This is a genomic window from Chitinophaga deserti (assembly GCF_003149455.1).
Classification (GTDB): Bacteria; Bacteroidota; Bacteroidia; order Chitinophagales; family Chitinophagaceae; genus Chitinophaga; species Chitinophaga deserti.
The window spans coordinates 1-22,906 of record NZ_QFFK01000002.1 but is presented as its reverse complement, the minus strand read 5'-3'; the positions used below and the strand labels follow the sequence as shown (position 1 = coordinate 22,906).

The 22,906-nt window shown below is 51.4% G+C and carries 6 protein-coding genes; 5 read left to right on the top strand and 1 reads right to left on the bottom strand.

From position 1 onward, the window contains the following. The first annotated feature begins 282 nt into the window (after positions 1 to 282). From DEV76_RS04060 to DEV76_RS04050, 3 genes are all read left to right on the top strand, one after another. A complete protein-coding gene (locus DEV76_RS04060) occupies positions 283 to 16,074 on the top strand; it encodes a gliding motility-associated C-terminal domain-containing protein (RefSeq protein ID WP_157962705.1) in 15,792 nt (5,263 codons plus the stop codon). A 94-nt stretch (positions 16,075 to 16,168) separates the two neighbouring features. Continuing rightward, positions 16,169 to 17,179, top strand: a complete 1,011-nt coding sequence (locus tag DEV76_RS04055) for a PorP/SprF family type IX secretion system membrane protein (RefSeq protein WP_109695420.1) — start codon at positions 16,169 to 16,171, stop codon at positions 17,177 to 17,179. 33 nt (positions 17,180 to 17,212) lie between these two features. Continuing rightward, entirely contained in the window at positions 17,213 to 19,216 is a 2,004-nt protein-coding gene (locus DEV76_RS04050) for an OmpA family protein (RefSeq protein ID WP_198651938.1), read from the top strand. Between the two features lie 183 nt (positions 19,217 to 19,399). Here the strand turns inward: DEV76_RS04050 and DEV76_RS04045 are convergent, their stop codons facing one another. Then, complete coding sequence (locus DEV76_RS04045) at positions 19,400 to 19,891, bottom strand: hypothetical protein (RefSeq protein WP_109695416.1); 492 nt, start codon at positions 19,889 to 19,891, stop codon at positions 19,400 to 19,402. A 323-nt stretch (positions 19,892 to 20,214) separates the two neighbouring features. Between DEV76_RS04045 and DEV76_RS04040 the strand changes: the two genes are divergently transcribed. Then, positions 20,215 to 21,621 (top strand): MATE family efflux transporter, encoded by a 1,407-nt coding sequence (locus tag DEV76_RS04040; RefSeq protein WP_109695414.1) that lies wholly within the window; start codon positions 20,215 to 20,217, stop codon positions 21,619 to 21,621. Positions 21,622 to 21,673: 52 nt separating this feature from the next. Continuing rightward, positions 21,674 to 22,597, top strand: coding sequence for a PfkB family carbohydrate kinase (locus DEV76_RS04035; protein WP_109695412.1), 924 nt, complete (start codon positions 21,674 to 21,676; stop codon positions 22,595 to 22,597). Positions 22,598 to 22,906 lie beyond the last annotated feature (309 nt).

Here is a 22,906-nt window from a genome sequence, read left to right as displayed (position 1 = left end):
GACATAGTAGTTTCTGAACGGAATGGATAAGAATGGCATATCGATTCATCTCCCGGGCCATTTAATTTAGCGCTACAATCGCTTCGAGAATCCATGAATAAACCGATGAATGCATCCTATCAAAAACTAAAAAGACCGGTACTCAATCCTGTATCTTTTGACAGACATTCTCCTTTATCATAGCCTTTGCTAGTCCGGGAAACCCTGCTTCCAACCAAAAGAAGGATTTCCTGATGTGTCCGAACCGATCAACACAAGCTTATAAACCCAAACCATTGTCGTATGAGTTGTAATGTTACTCCGAATTGCTTATTGCGCTTCTTATTCGTGCTCTCCGCAGCTTTCATGCTCGGTACAGCCGGGAACGCGCGCGCTGCCACCCCCGCAGCATATAATCAATATTGGTGGTATCCGGAACAATCCCCTGTACCTAACCTGGAAGATTGGTTTGGGAAATCCCCGATGTTGCATGATGATGCCAGGTTTTCCTGGCTAAACGTACCGGCTGTACGTAATTTCTTTGCCGCAGGACCCATTTATTCCCGCGGCACCACTGCATCCAACATCACCTCCATTACCTGTATCGGTTGCACCATCACCGATCCCGGAAACTCCATCGATAACGATCCCAACACCGCCGCATTATATAATATGGCACTGGGCCTCGTTGCAGAAATGGGACAACGGATCGTATTCCCCGGAACCTATGAAGCGGGCGATAGTCTCGTGGTCGATTTCGCACTCACCACTTCGGGACTCGTAGATGCTTCCGTACTAAATAACGTGCGGGTAAGAACATACCTCGGCGGTGGCAGCACCGTTCGTCAGGATGTACGCCTCGGCACCGCAGTGAATGTTCAGCTCCTGGGCGTTGGCTCCACCGGCAAAAGAAGAGCGGTGATCCCCATCACCCAACAGTTCGATCAGATTGCCATTACCTTTGGCGGCCTCGTAAGCCTCAGCTACGATATGCAATTGTTCCAGGCTGCCGCTGTGGTACCAGTTACAATAACTCCTTCCGCCGATCCTATAATCAGTCCTGCCGGTCAGGCAGCTTCCATGACAGCCACCCACCGCCTTGGCGCAGCTACCTTCCGCTGGTACGATGCTCCCACCGGTGGAACCCTACTACACACCGGCGCTACCTATGCACCCGTGTTAACCCGTGGTGTTCATGATTATTATGTAGAAGCAACCACCACTTCTGATGGTCTTACCAGCATCCTCCGTACCGGTACTACGGTAGACGTAGGAGGCGGCCCCGGTCTGCTCTGGAGCTATGGCGATCAGGAAGAAAGTCCGAAACTGGGTGGCGTATGCGCCCTTTGCACAGTGGCAGACCCTGCCAATGCAATAGATGCCGATCCAAATACTTTCAGCACTATTTCTTCTCCTGTAGGGCTGCTTAGCACTGTTGGACAGCTCATTAAGTTCCCCGGTATTTATCAGGCGGGCGACAGTATCGTACTCGACCTCGAACTACCCGGTGTTGTTTATACCAAATCGCTTCTTACCAATATATCCCTGCAGCCATATCTGGGTGCCTCTCCGGCAGGCGCCGCAGTAAGTCTGGGTACCGATCTCATTCATGTACAGGCACTTGGCGTAGGACTTGGCGGTACACCTAAATTCCGTGTAAGCATTCCTGCAACAGCTTCTTTCGATGGCGTGCAGGTTAACCTTAATGCATTGGTGGCTGAACTGGGCACACTGCGTGTTTACGAAGCCGTGGCCATGATCCCGGTAGCAGTAACACCCGCAGCACCGGTAGTGCCTTATGGAACATCTACCAGTCTCAGTGCTACCGTGCGCCCGGCAGGGGCTACTTTTGCCTGGTATACTACCCCTACCGGCGGATCGCCTGTAAGCACCAGTGCCACATTCAATACACCTAACCTTTCCCGCAGCACCACATATTATGTGGAAGCTGCATCGAACGGAGTTACAAGCTACGTGCGCACTGCGGTGCCTGTAAGAGTTGGGGGGACTGATGGTCCGTTATGGACATTCGGTGATACTGAAACAAGTCCTGTTCTCAGCGGAGTTTGCGTAGGTTGCTCTGTTACAAATCCCGGTTTGGCCGTGGATCAGGATACAACTACTGCATCTACTATCAATATTACTGCAGGCGTGCTTTCCAATGCCGGCCAGCTGATCCGCTTCCCGGGTAATTATCATGCGGGAGACAGTATCATTCTCGACCTCGGCATCCCGGCAGGTCAGTTGCTTTCGCTTCAGCTGCTGGGCAGCATCCGCATAGAAACTTTCAACGGCAGCACAGCTAACAATGATGCCGCTGCTTTCAATGCATCGCTTGCTGCTGCACAGGCATTAGGAATTGGTGTGGGGCCAACCGGTAAATTCCGTGTAACGCTCCCGGCAGGTACTGATTTCGATGCGGTACAGATTTCACTATCTCCATTGATCGGTGGTTTGGCAAACCTTCAGGTGTATGAAGCTACTGCTACCATTCCGGTGACAGTGAATCCTGCCACTCAAACAGTACCCTATAATACTTCTGCAACTATCACGGCAGCCAATAGACTTTCTACGGCTACTTTCAACTGGTATACCACGCCAACGGGCGGGTCTCCGGTATTTACGGGGGCTACTTTCAATACACCAAACCTTACTGCAAGAGCACGATACTATGTAGCAGCAAGTACGCCTGACGGGAAAACAAGCTTTAACCGCACACTCGCAACCGTTAACCTGGGTGGCGGAGCTGGTCCGTTATGGACGTATGGTTTTGAAGAAGAAAGTCCGAAGCTGGGCGGCGTTTGCCTGCTTTGCTCCGTGACTGATCCGAACAATGCCGTGGATGGTAACCCTAATACCTTCAGCACATTATCTTCACCGGTTGGCGTTGCCAGCACGGTAGGTCAGTTGATCCGCTTCCCCGGTATTTATCAGGCGGGCGACAGCATTATCCTGGATCTGGAGTTGCCCGGCGTACTTTATACGAAATCCCTCCTCACTAATATTTCACTGCAGCCATACCTTGGTGCCGCAACTGCGGGAGCCGCCATCAACCTCGGCACCGACCTTATTCATGTGCAGGCGCTGGGTGTTGGCCTGGGCGGCACACCTAAGTTCAGAGTAAGCATTCCTGCCACCACATCTTTCGATGCTGTGCAGGTGAACCTGAATGCAGTACTGGCTGAGCTGGCTACCCTGCGTATATATGAAGCAGTGGCCATGATCCCGGTTGGGGTAACTCCCAACCCTGCAGTTGTGCCTTATGGAACATCTGCAAATCTTGCTGCTACGGTACGCCCTGCCGGTGCAACTTTTGCATGGTACACTACTCCCACGGGAGGTACTCCGGTTAGTACGAGCGCCAATTTCAATACGCCTAACCTCACGCGCAGTACCACATATTATGTAGAAGCATCAGCGGGTGGTGTAACCAGTTATGTACGCACCGCAGTTCCTGTAACGGTTGGTGGAGCAGACGGGCCACTTTGGACATATGGAGATACAGAGTCCAGCCCCGTTCTGAGTGGAGTTTGCCTCGGTTGCTCGGTAACAAGTCCCCAACTGGCTGTAGATGAGGATACAACAACAGCATCAACCATCAGCATCCCGCTGGGTGTACTTTCCAGCGCAGGCCAGCTGATCCGCTTCCCGGGTAATTATCATACGGGAGACAGCATCATCTTTGACCTGGCTATTCCGGCAGGTCAGCTGCTTTCTCTGCAATTACTGAACAGCATCCGGATAGAAACATTTAATGGCAGCACTTCCAATAATGATGCAGCGGCTTATAGCGCTGCACTCGCCAATGCCCAGGCACTGGGTATTGCGGTAGGGCCCACCGGTAAATTCCGGGTTACCCTCCCCGCCACAGCAGACTTTAATGCTGTGCAGATTTCTCTGGCACCTGTTGTAGGAGGCTTGAGCAACCTGCAGGTATTTGAAGCAACGGCGATGGTGCCTGTTACGGTAACACCTGCCGTACAAACCATCCCGCTCAACACTTCCGCTACTATTGCAGCCACTAACCGCCTTTCGCCGGTAACATTCGATTGGTTTACCTCACCAGCCGGCGGTACGTCTGTATTCACAGGCGCCACATTCAATACTCCTAACCTTTCCCGTCAAACTTTATACTATGTAGAAGCCAGCACGCCAGACGGCAAAAAGAGCTATGTGCGTACCCTGGCAACTGTTAACGTGGGTGGAGGGCCTGGTCCGTTGTGGACATATGGTGACCGTCAGAACGGTCCTGCCATCAACGGTATTTGTGTAGGCTGCAATATTTCAGATGCAGCAAATGCGGTGGATGAGGATACTACTACTTCCTCACTGATCAGCATGCCGTTGGGCGCGCTGGGCAGTATTTCACAGATCATTCATTTCCCCGGTGTATACCAGGCCGGCGACAGTATCGCACTGTTCCTTGAGTTGCCTGATCAGCTGTTCAGTTTAACAGCACTCGGTGGCTTAACGGCTCAGACTTACACCGGTGATACGCCGAATGGCGACGCTATTGCATTAAACAGTGGTCTGGTAAGACTTGAACCGCTTGGCATTGGAGTGGGCAGCACTGGTAAATTCAGGGTTACCTTCCCCGTTGGCCAGTCCTTCGATGGTGTGAGCATAGGTACTTCCGCTGCTCTGGCTGGTTTAAGCGGGCTGCGTGTGTATGAAGCAGTGGCATTCATGCCGTTAACAATTACACCTCCTGCGCCGGTTATACCTTCCGGCTCCACAGCTTCTATGACTGCCAGCGTGCGCGCTCCGGGTGCTACCTATTCCTGGTTCCAGGAACAAAATGGTGGTACTGCAGTGGGCAATGCTGCATCATTTACAACACCTGTACTTACCCGAACCAAAACTTATTTCGCGGAAGCCTTCACCCCGTCTGATGGCAAACGAAGCTTCTCGCGTACATCTGCTACCGTAACCGTTAATGGTGGCCCCGGTCCGTTATGGACGTATGGCGACCTGCAGCAAAGTCCGCTTATTGGTGGTATCTGTCTGGGTTGCAGCGTACTTAATCCCAACCTGGCGGTAGACCAGGATACCACTACAGCATCGCAGGTAGTGATGACGGTAGGTGCCGGCGGATCTGTAGGCCAACTGATTAAATTCCCCGGTACTTACCAGGCAGGCGACAGCATTGCGCTCTTCCTTGGTGTGCCGAATCAAATACTGAGCGCCCAGCTGCTTTCGGGCATCCGGGTAGAAACTTATTCAGGATCTACACCCAACGGTAATCCTGTTACGCTCGATGCCGACCTGGTAAACCTTCAGGCATTAGGCCTGGATGTTACCGGTAACGTGAGCAAATTCAAAGTAGTTTTACCGGCCACCAGCGGATTCGATGGTGTGCGGATAGATCTGAACGGATTGGTGACAGCGCTGAGTAACCTTAATATTTATGAAGCCGCAGCATTTGTACCGGTAACAGTAGTACCGCCAAGTGCCACAGTGCCATTCGGTAACGATACCACATTCAATGCTTCCATCCGATTCCCCGGGGCTACGTTCAGCTGGTACGAAACTCCAACCGGCGGTGTTCCTGTTGCAACAGGTGCCACTTTCAATACGCCTGCGCTGCTGAAGGATAAAACATATTATGTACAGGCCGCAACGCCTGATGGTCTTACAAGCTTCATCCGTACCAGTGTTCCGATTACGGTAACGGTAGGGCCGGCCAGTCCTGATCTGTCATGCGGTCGTGGTACTTTATCAACTGCTACCGGTACATTAGGGCTTTGCCTGTTGTGCGGTGTGGATGATGCGGGCCTCGCGGTAGATGATAATCCGCAGACTTCTTCATCACTCCACCTGCCGGTAGGGCTGCTGGGCGGATCTGTTTACCAGCGCATCTCATTCCCTCAGTCCAGTACGCAGGGAGATTCGCTGCGTATAGTAATTGGTTCTACCACAGGCCTTCTTGATCTGAACCTGCTGGCAGGTACATCTGTTCGTCCAAGGATGGGTGCAACAGAGAATGCTGCTGATGTAAGAACGCTGAACAGCGGATTGGTGAACCTGCAATTGTTGAACGGCGGTACGCAAAGTGTGGTGTCTTTTGTTCCAAGCCAGGTATTCAATAACGTGGAAATCAGGCTTACAGGCGTAGTATCCGCACTGAATGAAATCAATGTATTCTATGTACAACAAATAACTGCCCGTCCCACAATTGCGGCAGATACGGTAAACGTCTGCAGCGGTCAGACTGCTACACTTAATGCCACTGTGCCCACGGGTAATACCGTGCGCTGGTATAGTACTGCCACAGGCGGTACGCCACTGTCTACCGGTGCATCTTTCACAACTCCGGCCATTACGGCAAACACCGTGTATTATGCAGAAGCGGTTTCCGGTACTACCAATTGCCCCAGCGAAACACGGGTACCGGTAGTAGTGGAAGTTGGGCTGGCTGATGTAACGGTGACTGCGAATTCAGTTACTATTCCTCAGGGAAGTACTGCAACCTTTACGGTTGATAATCCGAATGCAGCGCTTACTTACAAATGGTATGAAGTGCCTGTTGGAGGTACTGCTGTATTCACTGGTCCTAGCTTTACAACACCCGCACTGCAATCTACCACCACCTATTATGTGGAGGCAACCAATGCTACAGGTTGTGCCAGTGCCCAACGTGTTGCAGTAGTGGCAAATGTGACTATTACCAATCCGGATGTGCCATGCGACATTGCTACCACACAGGTAAGCAATGTGAACGGTATTTGTATCGGATGTTTTGTTGATAACCAGGGAGCAGCGGTGGATGCAAGCTCAACTTCCAGCTCATCACTGCACGTGGTAGCAGGCCTGTTGGGTGCTTATGCACAACAAACGCTCATCTTCCCGACTTCGAGTGATGCCGGAGATAGTGTACGGTTACTGATATCATTCACCGGATCACTGGCTGATGTTGCCCTCCTTGGCGGAACGCAAATTGCGACATACAATGGAACAACCTTTAATAATGATCGTGTAGCGCTTAACAACAGCCTGGTTAATCTGAGGCTGCTGGCTGGCAATACACAGGCCATTGTTGCCTTTGCCCCTACAGCGGTGTTCGACAGGGTGGAAATTCGCCTCAATTCCGGTGTAGCTACTTTGATCTCCGCAGTAAATGTGCATTATGCACAACGACTTATAGCAGTGCCGGAAGTAACTCCGGATACGGTAACGATTTGCGCAGGCGGAACCGCTACCTTCAATGTTACCCCGAAACCCAATACACAGTTCCGCTGGTATACTGTACCAGCAGGTGGTACTCCCATCGCTTCCGGAACATCTTTCACAACCGGACCGGTATCTGTTGATTCCGTATTCTATGTGGAAGCAGTTAAAACATCTACAAATTGCGCGAATCCTGTAAGAACAAGGGCCTTTGTGAAGATGGGTGCAGCGCCCGCAGCGCCAACCGTTGAAAATACAACGGTTACAACCTGTGAAGGTACATCTGCCATCCTGAGAGCCACCGCTCCTGCAGGTGCCACCTTCAATTGGTATACTTCTGCAACAGGCGGTACATCTGTATTTACCGGTGCGGCATTTACCACACCTGTACTTGACAGTTCAGTGATTTATTATGTAGATGCTGTATCGGCTGGCGGTTGCGCCAGTGCAACGAGAACGGCGGTACAGGTGAATGTAACAACCCGGCCTGCCACTCCGGATGTAACCCCGGCAAGTGCTGCGGTTTGTATCGGAGGAAGTGCCTCACTTACAGCTACATCTACCACTGCCGGAGTTGACTTCAGATGGTACAGCGATGCAGGATTAACAAACCTTGTATTCACAGGTCCAGTATTCAATACACCGGTTATTACCGCTAATACCACTTATTACGTTGTTGCAGCAAGCGGTCAATGTGTTAGCACAACTCCCCGTACTGTAAGCGTATTGGTAGAAGCGGCACCGGCTGCACCGATTGTTACCATCAATCCTGTATCAGGTATTGTGGAATATGGCCAAACCGCTACCCTGACGATCAGTGGTCCTCAGGCTGGAGCTACCTACAACTGGTACCTTGCGCCCACCGGCGGAAGTCCTGTTAGTACCGGGCTCTCTTTCACTACGCCACAACTTACAAATACAACTACCTTCTATGCCGAAACGGTATCTGCAGGCGGCTGCGCCAGCAGTACACGCACGGCAGTTACGGTGAACGTAAACCGCGACTTTAATCCCGGTTGTGATTTTGCCAATGCGGCAACATCATCCGTGAATGGTGTTTGTCTGCTTTGCGCAGTGAATAACCCAGACAATGCGGTAGATAATGATACCACTAACTTCGCGAACATCTCCATCCCCGTTGGTGTTGCAGGCGATGTAACCTACACGCTGACCTTCCCGTCTCTCGCGGCGGCAGGTGATACAGTGAAACTGCGCTTTGCCACACCTACAGGCCTTCTGGATGCTGCAGCGCTTGGCAGGCTGGAGATCACTTCGTTCAACGGCACTACTTCCAATAACGATACCAGGGCGTTGAATAATTCTCTGGTACGTGTAGACCTGCTTGGCGGAGCCAATCAGCAAGTGGTGCTCTTTTCGCCGGGCGGTACTTACAATCGCATCCAGTTGCGGGTTCGCAGCCTGGTTGGTGCGTTGATGAACGTGAATGTTTATTATGCAAACAGAGTACTGGCTGCACCGCGTATCTCTACCAGCGACAGCACCATCTGCGCCGGCAGTACGGCTACGCTCACCGCAACAGCTTCTGACAGCGCTACGGTACGGTGGTATACGCAGGCAACTGGCGGCACACCTGTCTTTACAGGCAAAGTGTTTACCACGCCCGTACTTAATACAACAACTACTTATTTTGCCGAAAGCTTCCGCGCATCTACGAATTGCGCGAATCCTGTACGTACTGCTGTAACGGTGAATGTGTTACCGGTGCCACCGTCTCCTGCAATCATCGCAGGCGATACCACTATCTGCTCGGGTAACAATGCGATCCTGAAGGCCCGTCCGTCAGACCCATCGCTCACGATCCGCTGGTTTGCGGCAGCAACGGGCGGTACTCCGCTGAGCCTCGACAGTGTGTTTGTTACAGCAGCACTTTCGGCCAATACGACTTATTATGTAGAAGCATACAATGGAACATGTGGATCTGCGGCCCGTACTTCGGTAACGGTAACTGTGAGCACGGCAGCACCGGCTCCGGTACTGGAAGCTGATAGTCTGGGCATCTGCGCAGGAGCCAACGCCACCCTGCGCGTAACGGCTCCTGTGGCAGGCGTAGTTTACCGCTGGTATGCTTCGCTGACAGGCGGCTCACCATTATTTGAAGGAACCACCTTCATAACACCTGCATTGAATGGCACCACCATATACTATGTGGAAGCAGTGCGTTCAACGGGAGGTTGTCCCAATGCAGGTGGAAGGGTATCCGCAACTGTAACCGTAGGTGTACCTCCTGCGGCCCCCACAGTTGAAAATGCCACAGTTACTACCTGCGACGGTACTTCTGCAACATTAAGAGCTACCGGCCCTGCAGGAGCGACCTTCAGATGGTACTCCCAGCAAAGTGGCGGTACTGCCCTGTTTACCGGTGCAACATACATAACTGCTGCGCTCGACAGCTCGGTAGTTTACTATGTGGAAGCAGTTTCTGCCGGTGGATGTGCAAGTGCTACCAGAACAGGAGTACAGGTGAATGTTAGCGAGCGCCCGGCAGTACCTGATGTAACGCCTGCTAATGCGAGCGTCTGCATCGGTACATCGGCTACGCTGTCTGCTAATAGCACCACACCTGGTGTAGACTTCAGATGGTACAGTGATGCCGGCCTTACGAACCTCGTGTTCACCGGTTCTGTATTCAATACACCTGCACTTGGTGCGAACGCTACGTATTATGTAGTGGCTGTTAGCGGCCAGTGCACAAGTGTTACACCCCGTACGGTAACGGTAATGGTGGAAGCACTGCCTGCATCTCCGGTGGTAACCATCATCCCGCCGAGCGGGCTTGTGAATTATGGTCAAACCGCAACGTTGAATATCTCAGCACCTAATGCAGCATATACCTATAAATGGTATACACAGGCGTCTGGCGGTACACCGATATTCACCGGAACATCGTTCGTAACACCGCAACTGGCAAATACCATTACCTATTATGTGGAAGCAGTATCTGTGGGTGGATGCGCCAGCGCTAACCGTACTTCTGTAACGGTGAATGTAGACCGTAACTTCAACCCGGGTTGCGATTTCGCAAATGCTGCGACTTCAACTGTTAATGGCGTTTGCCTGCTTTGTGCAGTGACTAATCCTGATAATGCGGTAGATAACGATACTACCAACTTCGCTAACATCTCTATTCCTGTAGGGGTGGCAGGCGATGTAACTTATAACCTTAACTTCCAGACGCTGGCAGCAGCAGGCGATACCGTGAAACTTCGCTTCGCTACCCCGTCCGGCTTACTGGATGCAACTGCCCTGGGCCGTATCGAGATTACCTCGTTCAATAATGGAGTATCCAACGGTGATACAAAAACGCTGAACAACTCACTGCTCCGCGTTGTGTTACTTGGTGGTGCCAATCAGCAGGCTGTTCTCTTTGCGCCTGGAGCACCATATACCAGTGTTCAGATCCGGGTACGCAGCCTGGTAGGGGCACTGATGAACGTCAATGTGTACTATGCTAACAGGGTGCTTGCATCTCCGGTTATCACAACGAACAACGTAACCATCTGTGCAGGTACATCGGCTACACTCACTGCAACTGCATCAGACAGTGCAACAGTACGCTGGTATACTCAGGCTACTGGTGGAACACCAGTGTTCGTAGGTAAAGTGTTCAATACTCCTGTATTGTCCACTACTACTACCTATTATGCAGAAAGCTTCAGGGCCTCTACAAATTGCGCTAACCCGATCCGTACCCAGGCTACAGTGAATGTATTGCCTGTACCACCGGCACCGGCAATTATCGCGGGTGATACTACCATCTGCACCGGCAATACTGCTGTGCTGAAGGCTCGTCCGGCTAATCCGGCTCATGCTATCCGCTGGTTCGCAACTGCCACCGGTGGCACACCGCTCAGCCTCGACAGTGTATTCACTACGCCTGTACTCACGGCTAATACTACTTATTATGTAGAAACATTTAACGGTACCTGTGGAACGGTAGCACGTACATCAGTTACCGTAACGGTAGCAACGCTGCCTCCGAACCCGGTACTTGAACTGGACAGCATCTCCATCTGCTCCGGCACTACAGGTACTCTCCGTGTTGTGTCTCCTGCAGCTGGTGTGGTTTACCGCTGGTATAATGTGGTAACGGGTGGTACACCGCTCTTTACCGGTAATACCTTCGTAACTCCGGCCTTGTCCAATACCACGATCTATTATGTGGAAGCTGTTCGCTCCGCAGGCGGATGCCCGAACGCAGGAGGCCGTGTGGCAGCCACAGTGAATGTGAATCAGCCTCCGGCAATACCTGTTGTAACTAATGCAACTACGGCGGTATGTCTCAATCAAACAGCTACCGTAAGCGTTCGTAATCCGCAGGCTGGTATTACTTACAGGTGGTATGCAGCAGCAACGGGCGGTGCACCGGTATTTACCGGACCTGTATTTGTAACCCCCGCAATTACTGATACGGTATCTTACTACGTGGATGCCATCGGTACAGGTAATTGCATCAGTTCTGCAAGAGCACGTGCTTTTGTAAACGTGAATCTGCTGCCAGCGGCTCCGGCTGTACAGGCAACAAGTGTTGCAGTGTGCAGTGGCGGTCGTGATACGCTCCGCGTACTGAGCCCTGTAGCTGGCATTACTTATAACTGGTACGACCAGCCGGGCGGTACACTACTGTCTACAGGCGTTAACTTCCCGATTGGACCGGTAAATGCAGCCGATACCTTCTTCGTTCAGGCTGTGAATGCAAGTGGTTGTGGCAGTGCATCCCTCACAAGAGTTACTGTGTCTGTCGCAGCAAATCCGATAGTACCGGTTGTTACCGGCAACACATCAATCTGCCCCGGTGATACTGTTCGTCTTTCGATACAGAACCCTGTGGCAGGTGTTACCTACAGGTGGTATAATGCACCTGCTGGTGGTAACCTCCTGGGAACAGGCAGCACCTTTACTTCAACAGGTCATGCTTCCAATGTTACCTTCTACGCAGAAGCCCTTAATACAGGCGGTTGTGTAAGCACCACCAGAGCGGCTGTGCTGGTAACTGTAAACCCTGCTCCTCCGGCAGTAACGGTTGATGCAACTTCCAAAACAATCTGTATAGGCACTACAGCCACCCTGAATGTGATGAATCCGCAGGCTAACCTGACTTACAGATGGTACGATGCCGCTACCGGCGGAAACCTCGTAGGTACAGGTGCGTCTCTCACTACACCGGTACTGAACACCAACAGGAATTTCTATGTACAGGCAGTAAACAGCAGCAATTGCGTAAGCGCAACACGCACGCAGGTTAGCGTAACAGTTACTGCACGTCCTGTAACACCAACGGTTACCAATGGTGAGGTAACGGTTTGCGCAGGTAATCGTCCTACAGCTAGCATTAGCAATCCGCTGGCAGGTATTACCTATCGCTGGTACGACGCTCCGATAGGAGGCGCCCTCCTGTTTACCGGCAACAGTTATACAACTGCCGCACCGCTGACCATGCGCGATACTGTGTATGTGGAAGCAGTAAATGCAGGTGATTGCGCGAGTGGTAACCGTGCGCAGGTGATCTTCATCGCCACGGCAGCTCCGGCACAACCTGTTGTAATAGGAAATGCCACAGTTTGTGCGGGCGATACTGTTCGCCTCAGCATTCAGACGCCGCAGGCAGGCATCACCTACAGCTGGTTCAGCACTGCTACCGGAGGCACTCCGCTGGCAACCGGAACAAGCTTCACGGTAAATGCTATCAGTGCATCTACTTCCTTCTATGTAGAAGCTAATAACGGCACCTGCGCCAGCACTACCAGAACGGCAGTAGCCATCACGGTGAATCCGGTTCCGGGTAGTGTAACGGTAGACGCAACTGCGAAAACCGCCTGCGCTGGCAGCACGGCAGTACTGAACGTTACTAATCCTCAGGCTGCACTTACTTACAGATGGTACAACGCTGCCACCGGCGGTACCCTCCTTGGTACTGGTGTGTCCTTCACAACACCGGTGCTTACGGCAAATAGCAGCTTCTTTGTGGAAGCAGTCAATAGCAGCAATTGCGCCAGCAATAACCGTACACAGGTTACCGTAACGGTAACACCTGCGCCGGTTACTCCGACGGTGACCAATGCTACCGTAACGGTATGCGCAGGTAACCGACCCACTGCAAGCGTAACCCCGCAACCCGGCGTGATCTATCGCTGGTACGATGTGCCGAATGGCGGAACTGTTCTCTTTACAGGGGCAACCTATACCGCGGCACAACCGCTGACCATGCGAGATACCGTATACGTGGAAGCAGTGAATGCCGGCAACTGCCCCAGTGGCAGCCGCGCCCAGGTGATCTTCATCGCCACTGCGGCACCGGCCCAGCCTGTAGTTACAGGTGCCACTACTGTTTGTGCAGGAGATACAGTTCGCCTGAGCATCCAGACACCGCAAGCAGGCATCACTTACACCTGGTACAGTACAGCAACCGGCGGTACCCCGCTGGCAACCGGTACCACATTCGCAGTGAATGCCATAAGCGCTTCTGCAACTTTCTATGTTGAATCCAATAACGGCACATGCGCCAGCATAACCAGGACAGTTGTAGCCATCACGGTGAACCCTGTTCCGGGATCAGTAACGGTAGACGCAACAGCGAAAACCGCCTGCGCAGGCAGCACAGCCGTACTTACTGTAACCAATCCGCAGGCTGCGCTTACCTACAGGTGGTACAATACTGCGACGGGTGGTATGCTGCTGGGTACAGGTGTAACCTTCACCACTCCTGTGCTGACTGCAAACAGCAGCTTCTATGTGGAAGCAGTGAACGCAAGCAATTGCGCCAGCAATAACCGCACGCAGGTAATGGTAACTGTAACTCCGGCTCCGTCAACTCCTGCGGTAGCAAACGGTGAGGTAACGGTATGCTCCGGTAACCGCCCCACTGCTGCAGTAAGCAACCCGCTGGCAGGCATCACTTACCGCTGGTACGATGCACCGAGTGGTGGTATGCTGCTCTTCACAGGAGCTACCTACACATCGGCACAACCGCTGACCATGCGTGATACGATTTATGTAGAAGCAGTGAACACAAGCAATTGTGCAAGTGGTAACCGCGCCCAGGTAATCCTGATCGCATCTGCTGGCCCTGCAGTACCTGTAATTGTGGGTAACACCACAGTTTGTGCCGGCACCCCGATCAGCCTGAGTGTTCAGTCTCCGCAACCTGGCATTACCTACAGATGGTATGATGCGGCTAATGGCGGATCACTCCTCTTCACTGGCAGCACTTATGCTCCTACAGGCCTCACGGCAACCACGTCCTTCTATGTGGAATCCAATAACGGCACCTGCGCAAGCGCCACAAGAGCAGCAGTTATGGTGACCATCAGTCCGGCTCCGCCGGCAGTAACGGTGGACGCTGCTGCGAAAACAGTTTGCGTAGGCAACACTGCCGTACTCAATGTAACGAACCCGCAGGCTGCCCTGACCTACAGATGGTATGACGCCGCAACCGGTGGTACCCTCCTGGGAACAGGCGCATCCTTCACCACACCTGTACTTACTGCTACAGACATCTTCTATGTTGAAGCGGTGAATACTGCTAATTGCGCCAGCAATGCCCGCACTAGTGTGACCGTTACAACAACTGCCGGTCCGGCTGTACCGACACCGGTTGATGCTGAGGTAACCGTATGCCGCGGTCTGCGCGCTACAGGCAGAGTACGGGATGCACGCACAGACCTTCTGTACCGCTGGTACGATGCGCCGAGTGGTGGAAACCTGCTCTTCACAGGGGCCAGCTACACCACACCTGCTGGTCTGACATTGAGAGATACTGTATATGTTGAAGCCACACTGCTGGGTGGTAGCTGCGCAAGCAACGGACGTGCCCAGGTGATCCTCATCCCGGCAGATGCACCATCTGTTCCGGTACTGGCAAACGGTGGTACAGTGACCATCTGCTCCGGCAGCACGGCCACCTTCACCATCCAGAATCCTGTGGCAGGTGTTGTTTACCGCTGGTACGATGCCGCAAATGGCGGAACACTCCTCCAGTCTGGCAACATGCCTACCTATACTACCGGTGCCCTCACCAGCAGCCTCACAGTTTATGTGGAAGCAGTTGTTGGCGGAAGCTGTACCAGCCCGGGCAGAGCATTAGCAAGAGCGGATGTGGGTGGTATACCGGTTGTACCGGTAGTAACTGCTGCCGCGAATACTATCTGTCCTGACAGTACAGTGAGAATTACAGCAACATCCAGCCAGGCGGGTACTACCTTCAACTGGTACACCTCCGCAACAGGCGGTACGCCGATCTTCACTGGTGCTGTGTTTACTACACCGGCCCTCACGGCGGCAACCACTTACTACGTATCGGCTGCCAATGCCAGCGGATGTATGAGTGCAACCCGCACACCGGTAACTATCAACGTGTATGCTGTACTTGCGGCACCAACGGTAACTATCGCATCCAAAACTGCTACTTCGGTAACCTTCGGATGGAATGCGATCCCGGGATCATTGGGCTACAGAGTATCTACAGACGGTGGCGTCACCTTCACGCAACCTAGCTCGGGCCTCACAGGCACAACGCATACGGTAACTGGTCTTGAGCCTAATCAGGTTGTAACCCTCCAGGTGATGGCAATAGGCGCCAGCGAGTGCGCGAACAGTGCATGGTTCCAGGGTGGCGGCAGCACAGATAATCCTGCCGGTAACCTCATCTTCGTTCCGAACGCATTTACGCCGAATAACGATGGTACCAATGACATCCTCTATGTGTATGGCACCACAATCCGTCAAATGGAATTCAGGGTGTACAACCAATGGGGCCAGCTGGTGTTCGAGTCGAAAGAGCGTGTACGCGGCTGGGATGGAACGATGAGCGGCAGGAAGCAACCGGTAGGCGTTTACAACTACGTACTCCGTGCAGTGCTTCAGGATGGCACTACCGTGAATAAACGAGGTACCATTACCATTATCAGGTAATACCTGCAATAAAATAGGCAACCAAAAAAACAAACTGCCGGAGCGAAGTGGAAAGCACTTCGTTCCGGCTATCAAAAACGAAAAACACGTTCCTATGAAGAATAAAATATTTGTGGCCATGCTCGCAGTTTGCGGATGTTTACAACAAACTGCCAGTGCACAGGTTGATCCGCACTTTTCCCAGTATTATGCATATCCGCTATTCCTGAATCCGGCAATGGCAGGTGTGATTGACGGGGACTGGCGGCTTACCGGGAACTATCGCAACCAATGGGCTAACTTCGGAGACCCTTATTCTACCGGCGGCGTTTCTTTTGACGCGCCAACCGGCAAGAACCTGGGCCTTGGTATTACGGCACTCAATCTCAGAGCAGGCTCGGCTGGTTTTAACTATTTTAATGCCATGGCTACCGTTTCGTACAGTGGTGTTAAAATGGGTAAGAACCAAACCACGCAACTCGTGGCCGGTGTTCAGGCTGGTTTAATCAGCCGCCGGGTAGATCAGTCTAAATTTCAAATGGGCAGCCAGTACAATCCCGTTAGCGGCTTCGATCCAAATATCCCTTCAGGCGAAGCATTACGGGCTTCTTCCTCAACGGTGTTCGATGCCAACGTAGGGCTGTTATTGTTTGATGGTAACCCCAATCACAAATTCAATCCTTTTGTCGGAATAGCCGGAGCGCACCTCACCCAGCCACAGGATCCCTTTGTTGCTGAAAACGATGAGACCAAATCGCTGCCGGTACGTTACACTGTACACGGCGGCTCCCGTATTAAAGTGTCAGAAATGATCGGCCTTACCCCTCATGCACTTTATATGCGCCAGGGTAATGCAGAGGAAACCGTTGTAGGTGTATATTCCCAGGTGCGTGTTAACCTTGAATTTGATCTGCTCATCGGGGCTAATTACCGCTTAAAAGATGCTGTAATACCTTTTGCAGGTTTTCACTACAAGAATTTCACGCTGGGCCTCAGCTATGATGCCAACGCTTCCAACCTCCGCAAGCTCGCCAGCGGCAGCAACGCTTTCGAAGTGTCGCTTTCGTTCATCGGCCGCAAACGCAGAATACTTCAACCGGAATATTTCATCTGCCCCAGGTTATAATACCCGGTTCAGTCACACCTAATGATGAGCCTTATGAAAAAATTTACCCTTATATGTATCCTGGCTTTGACAGGAGTTTTATACAACCTGCAGGCACAGTATGTTACGGATTACAAGCGCACGGCTGACCAGTATTTCGAGCAGAAAGACTATTACTCCGCCGCGCAGTACTATAGCAAGGCACTGGGCACTTTCAATGTTAAGCCCGGTGAATACCGGCCTTACCAGGTTGAGCATAGTGGCAAAAAGAAACAACAGAAACTGAAGGACTACGAGCAGGTAGTATACCGCCTGGCGGAATCCTACCGCATGTACAACGATTTTGGTAATGCGGAAAAATATTACGGCGAAGCAGTTCAGTTCGATTCCACATTATTTCCGCATGCCCGCTACTGGTACGGACTTACCATCCGGGCCAATGCAAAGAAAAGTGAAGATTACGAGCGTGCATGGGAACAGCTTTCTGCTTTCAGACGTGGACAGAAATCGTATGATGAGTATTCGAAGAAAGCCGATATGGAGATAAAGAATTGTGAGTTTGCCATAGAAGAAATGAAGTATCCTCCGCGGTATGAAGTAGTAAAGGTATCCGGTAATATTAACCAGGGGGGCGCCAACTATGCCATTGTGCCTGTGGCCGACCGTATGGTGTATTTTACCTCTTCACGGCCCGATTCCCTGCTGCTGGCGAAGAAAGCTAACCCATTCGTGAATACACTGTATGTAGCGATGGGTGATAATGCGAATTATGAAAGCCGGGAAAAAGTAGCGATCCCTACTGATAAGGGCATTGAACAAGGAGCTGCGGCTATCACGCCAGATGGTAAAACTTTGTTTCTGACCAGATGGAATAGCAAAGACGGTTCGAAGAAGTCCTCCATTTACAGAAGTACCCGTACGGGTAATGGATGGAGTGAGCCTCAACCGCTTGATGCAACCATTAATGCACCCGGCTATAGTTCCAAAGAGCCCTCCGTTTCCTCCGACGGTAAATACTTCCTCTTCGTATCCGACCGCTCTGGCGGAAAAGGCGGATTCGATATCTGGTATGCTTCCATTGGTAGTGGCGGAACGCTTAGCGCAGCCCAGCATATTGGCGCAACCCTTAATTCCGACGGTGACGAGAGCGCCCCATTCTATGACCCCGCGAAACAAACCCTTATATTCAGCTCCAACGGCCGCGTAGGCTTCGGCGGACAAGACTTCTACTCCGCTAAATCCGCCGGTAATTTCGGTGGCTGGAGCACTCCCCAAAATATGGGTTACCCCATTAACTCTGCCAAAGACGATCAATATTACACCGGCCTTTCTCCGGATAATGCCCTTAATAAAGGCTTTATCAGCTCCGACCGGGAGTCTGTTTGCTGCCTCGAAATTTTCGCTGTAAAAAGAAGAGCCAAAATGGCTGGCGGTATGGTGCTGGACTGCGAAACCAACAAACCCCTCGCAGGTGCCAAAATCACCCTGCTCGACAGTACCCAGCGCAATGTGCTGGAAACCCAAACCACCGGCTTTGGCGGGAACTATACATTTGAGATAGAGATGAACAAGAAGTATAAGGTGCTGATCGAGAAGGATAACTATTTCTCGAAGAACTTCACCTTCAACTCCGAACAGCTCACAATGGTTGATTCCATGATGAACCCAACTGTGTGCCTGAAACGCTTTGAAATCGATAAGCCTATCGTACTGAACGATATCTTCTACGATTACAATAAGGCTACCCTCCGGCCAGAGTCTAAGCTCATCCTGGATTCGTTGTATTTCCTGCTGCTGGATAATCCGAAAATGGAGATTGAGCTGGGTGCACATACCGACAGTAAGGGTACTGATGCTTACAACCTCAAGCTGTCTAACAACCGCGCCAAATCCTGCGTGGATTATCTGATCAGCAAAGGCATAGAGCAAAAAAGGATTGTGAGTAAAGGTTATGGCGAAACACGCCCTGTAGCGCCCAATACGCTGCCCAACGGGTCTGATAATCCTGATGGCCGCCAGCAAAACAGGCGCACCGAGTTTAAAGTCTTACGAAATTGACAACCATACGGTAAAAGTTGTTCTGCATGGGAATTCCTTCCCGCCTGGAACCATATCCTATTCATATACGACCTGGAAGCCGGCCATTTGGCCGGCTTTATTTTTAGGAATAGCCTCAAAGAAAAAAGCTGCCCCGCAAAGGCGGAACAGCTTACATCCATCTATCAACTAAAAATTGTACACTTATTTGCTCTTCCCGATGTTGCCAAGTGCAAGGGTAGAATCCTGCCCGAGGGAGCCGGGGGTAGAGATGCGGGCAAACGCAAGTACGTTAATGATACTATCGTAATTGAATTTGCGGCTGGTAGTTGCGTCTACTTTAATTTCTTTGATTGCATGCAGCTTCGCCAGTACGGGGGCGCCGGTAGTTTCACTGAGAATAGAACCTACTTTAATGAGCGTATCGGTGGGCGCTGAGGCGGTATTGCCGCGGAATACCACGAACTTATACTGCCTGTCCATTACCGACTTATTGATTTGCATGAAGATATTGAAAGTTGAATCAGAAGTTTCGGCTATTGTGATGAAGCCATTGTTGGTGTTATTATTATCTTTCAGATCCAGGGTCTGATAGCGGTATACTTTCTTGGGTGCATCGTCTTTACTGCAGGCGGCGAAGGTAGTACTGATTATCGCAGCTGCAGCCATTCCCTTCCATATCTGTTTTTTGAACATAACAAGCATGATTTCCGTCAAAGATATAATAAGTTTGGTGTCCGTTTAACTGTTTGTGAATGAAACGGGAACCATCCCGGAAAAGTTACACCCGGTTTTTAAATAAGCCCTGACGAATGGAATTGGTCATTTTTTGACTGTATTGGACGGAAACAATGCCCTAATGACCAGCAATTCCCGCTAATTTCGGGCCCTTCAAATATTTCGCATATGAAAGGCTAATGCCGCCAGCCCCGCGCCGGCGATTTGTTACAATTAATTACGCCCCGCATTCCCCGGGGCATTCCCGTTATCTTATTATATCAATATTTAAAATGCGAAAAATGGCGCAGGTTATAACCCGTACCCGTAGATATTTTACATTAATCAAAGAAGCACTCCGGGGAGAGGAGAAAGTATATACTGAAGGCAGCATCAACCGCGCTCTGGTGCTCCTGGCTGTTCCCATGATCCTGGAAATGACCATGGAATCCATGTTTGCACTTGTAGACGCTTATTTTGTTGGGCACCTGGGCAAGGGAGCCATCTCAGTGGTGGGCCTTACTGAATCGGTACTTGCTATTATTTACGCCGTGGCTGTAGGTATCAGTACGGCTACCACGGCCATTGTGGCACGCAGGATCGGGGAAAAGAATCCTGAAGGGGCTTCGATTGCCGCGATGCAATCTATATACCTGGCCTTCGGCTTTTCAGTGATCGTTAGCATTGCCGGCATCATCTATGCCGCTGACATTCTCCGCCTTATGGGGGCAGGGGAAGAAATGGTGGCGTATGGCCATGGCTTTACCCGGATTGCACTGGGCTCCAATATAGTAATCATGATGCTGTTTCTCATAAACGGCATCTTCCGCGGGGCAGGAGAGGCCAGTATAGCCATGCGAAGCCTCTGGCTGGCCAATATCCTCAATATTATCCTTTGCCCCATCTGCATCTATGGTTTCGGTCCTGTGCCCGCTATGGGCATCGAAGGGGCGGCTATTGCAACTACAATTGGCCGTGGTACCGGGGTGGTATACCAGTGCTATCACCTGTTTGGCGGCAAAAAGGTGATACGGATCAGGTGGGAGCATATTCGCCCGCATTGGGAAACCGTTCGTAAACTGGCCTCTATTGCTACGGGTGGTACCATGCAGTTCCTCATCAGCAGCGCCAGCTGGATCTTTCTAACGCGTATAATATCCCATTTCGGGGTTGATGCGCTGGACGGCTATACCTTCGCCATCCGTGCTATAATTTTCGCCATTTTGCCTGCCTGGGGCCTCGCTAATGCAGCGGCCACACTCGTAGGACAGAACCTCGGCGCCAATGAGCCGGAAAGGGCGGCAATCAGCGTTAAAAAGGCCGCCATTATGAACATGGTGTTCCTGGGTAGCGTTTCAGTCTTCTTTATTACACTGGCCCCCTGGATCATCGGATTCTTTTCCACTGACCCGGCCGTTCAGGCAAATGGCGTGGAAGGATTACGGATCGTTAGTGTAGGTTACCTGTTTTATGCCTTCGGTATGGTCATGATCCAGGCGTTTAATGGTGCGGGCGATACCCGTACCCCTACGATCATCAACCTGCTGGGATTCTGGGTTTTCCAGATACCATTGGCGTACCTGCTGGCGATTGTGCTGGATTGGGGGCCACAAGGCGTATACTGGGCCATTGTGATGGCAGAATCTGCCATGGCGGTAGCCGGGGTTATCCTCTTCAGGAGAGGACGCTGGAAGAAAATCAAGGTTTAAAATAGCGAATGGATTACATTTGCTGCGTTTTAAACCTCTAATTCAAGCACTAATGTCTCTTACTGTAGTAGGTACCATGGCGTTCGACGATATCGAAACGCCGTTCGGTAAATCGGATAAAATCGTAGGCGGGTCTGCATCATTTATTGCCTGGGCCGCTTCCAACTTCGTTCAGCCTGTAAACCAGGTGTCTGTTATCGGTGGGGATTTCCCGCAGGATGAACTGGATGCCCTCGCCAAAAGAGGCGTGGCACTGGAAGGTGTACAAGTGAAGAAAGACGAGAAATCCTTTTACTGGGCGGGCCGTTATCATCTCGATATGAACACCCGCGATACCCTCGTAACAGACCTGAATGTACTGGCCGATTTTCAGCCGGTTATTCCTCCCAGCTACCAGGGTAGCGAGTTCCTCATCCTCGGTAACCTCACCCCGCAGGTACAAATGAGCGTGATCAACCAGATGAGCCCCCGTCCCAAGCTTATCGTAATGGATACGATGAACTTCTGGATGGATGTGGCACTGGAAGACCTCCTCAAAACCATCAAAATGGTGGATGTGCTGATGATCAACGACAGCGAAGCCCGCCAGCTCACCGGTGAATACTCCCTGGTTAAAGCTGCAAAGAAAGTGCTCACTATGGGCCCCCGCTACCTTATCATTAAGAAAGGTGAACATGGTGCCATGCTGTTTCACGAGAATCATGTGTTCTTCGCACCTGCTTTGCCGCTGGAAGAAGTGTACGACCCCACCGGTGCCGGTGACACCTTTGCCGGAGGCTTCATGGGCCACCTGGCCAAAACGAAAGATATCTCTTTCGAAAACATGAAAACCGCAATTATCGTAGGCTCTGCCATGGCTTCGTTCTGCGTAGAGAAATTCGGCGCCGCCCGCCTGCGTGAAATCTCTAAAGAAGACATCAGCAACCGTCTCGAACAATTCGTGCAGCTGGTAAACTTCGATATCGATCTCGTATAGTTTTAATTCTTTTCAATATGAAAAGCGGTCCTGGTTTATACCCGGACCGCTTTTTTCTGTAAGAATGCTGGTAACTGTAAAATTGCTTTATCGCTGTTACAATACGGTATTCATTCCACACCAATACCACGCTTATACTACGGTAATACCACGCAAATACTAAGGCAATACAGTTACAATAGTGTCTTATTTCAAAATTGGCTTTACAGTTTAGGGATTTAATAACGTTTAAATTAAATTTCCTTTATGAAGAAGACGCAGGGCAGAAAAAGCCAATATTCAGATTCAGAGCGCATAGCGATAGCCCAG